This window comes from Pseudoalteromonas sp. CNC9-20 (assembly GCF_022347875.1).
GTDB classification, from domain to species: domain Bacteria; phylum Pseudomonadota; class Gammaproteobacteria; order Enterobacterales; family Alteromonadaceae; genus Pseudoalteromonas; species Pseudoalteromonas ruthenica.
In genome coordinates this window covers 1-1,762 of sequence record NZ_JAKRFS010000014.1, presented here as the reverse complement: position 1 = coordinate 1,762, position 1,762 = coordinate 1, and the positions used below count along the sequence as shown (strand labels likewise).

At 52.4% G+C, this 1,762-nt stretch carries 1 rRNA gene; it reads right to left on the bottom strand.

The features are described 5' to 3' along the window. Positions 1–35 precede the first annotated feature (35 nt). Positions 36–1,762 (bottom strand): 23S ribosomal RNA (locus MHM89_RS18760); the annotation flags it as partial.

The following is a 1,762-nucleotide window of genomic DNA, read 5'->3' as shown; positions in this document are numbered from 1 at the left end:
CTTAAACAGTCACATACAAACCACTTTGGCGTTGTATGGTTAAGCCTCACGGGTAATTAGTACAGGTTAGCTTAACGCCTTGCAGCGCTTCCACATCCTGCCTATCAACGTTGTCGTCTTCAACGGCCCTTTAGTGGCGTTAAACGCCAAGTGAGAACTCATCTCGAGGCTCGCTTCCCGCTTAGATGCTTTCAGCGGTTATCGATTCCGAACGTAGCTACCGGGCAATGCCTTTGGCAAAACAACCCGAACACCAGCGGTTCGTCCACTCCGGTCCTCTCGTACTAGGAGCAGCCCCTCTCAATTCTCAAACGCCCACGGCAGATAGGGACCGAACTGTCTCACGACGTTCTAAACCCAGCTCGCGTACCACTTTAAATGGCGAACAGCCATACCCTTGGGACCGACTTCAGCCCCAGGATGTGATGAGCCGACATCGAGGTGCCAAACACCGCCGTCGATATGAACTCTTGGGCGGTATCAGCCTGTTATCCCCGGAGTACCTTTTATCCGTTGAGCGATGGCCCTTCCATTCAGAACCACCGGATCACTATGACCTACTTTCGTACCTGCTCGACGTGTCTGTCTCGCAGTTAAGCTGGCTTCTACCATTACACTAACCGTACGATGTCCGACCGTACTTAGCCAACCTTCGTGCTCCTCCGTTACTCTTTGGGAGGAGACCGCCCCAGTCAAACTACCCACCAGGCACTGTCCGCAACCCCGATTCAGGGGCCAACGTTAGAACATCAAACATACAAGGGTGGTATTTCAAGGATGGCTCCATGATTACTGGCGTAACCACTTCAAAGCCTCCCACCTATCCTACACATGTAGGCTCAATGTTCAGTGCCAAGCTGTAGTAAAGGTTCACGGGGTCTTTCCGTCTAGCCGCGGGTACACAGCATCTTCACTGCGATTTCAATTTCACTGAGTCTCGGGTGGAGACAGCGTGGCCATGGTTACACCATTCGTGCAGGTCGGAACTTACCCGACAAGGAATTTCGCTACCTTAGGACCGTTATAGTTACGGCCGCCGTTTACCGGGGCTTCGATCAAGAGCTTCGACAAAGTCTAACCCCATCAATTAACCTTCCGGCACCGGGCAGGTGTCACACCGTATACGTCATCTCACGATTTAGCACAGTGCTGTGTTTTTAATAAACAGTCCCAGCCACCTGGTCACTGCGACCCACTTCAGCTCCAGACGCAGGTCCTTCACCTAATGTGGGCGTACCTTCTCCCGAAGTTACGGTACTATTTTGCCTAGTTCCTTCACCCGAGTTCTCTCAAGCGCCTTAGTATTCTCTACCTGACCACCTGTGTCGGTTTAGGGTACGATTCGATATAGACTGAAGCTTAGAGGCTTTTCCTGGAAGTATGGCACCAACAGCTTCCACTCCGTAGAGTGTCGTCTCGACTCTCAGCCTTAAAGAATCCCGGATTTACCTAAGATTCAAGCCTACTGCCTTTCACACGGACAACCAACGCCGTGCCTGCCTAGCCTTCTCCGTCCCCCCATCGCATCTATACCAAGTACGGGAATATTAACCCGTTTCCCATCGACTACGCCTTTCGGCCTCGCCTTAGGGGTCGACTCACCCTACCCTGATTAACATGGGATAGGAACCCTTGGTCTTCCGGCGTGCGGGTTTTTCACCCGCATTATCGTTACTCATGTCAGCATTCGCACTTGTGATATGTCCAGCATGCCTCCCGGCACACCTTCAGCCACTTACACAACGCTCCCCTACCCCGCAAC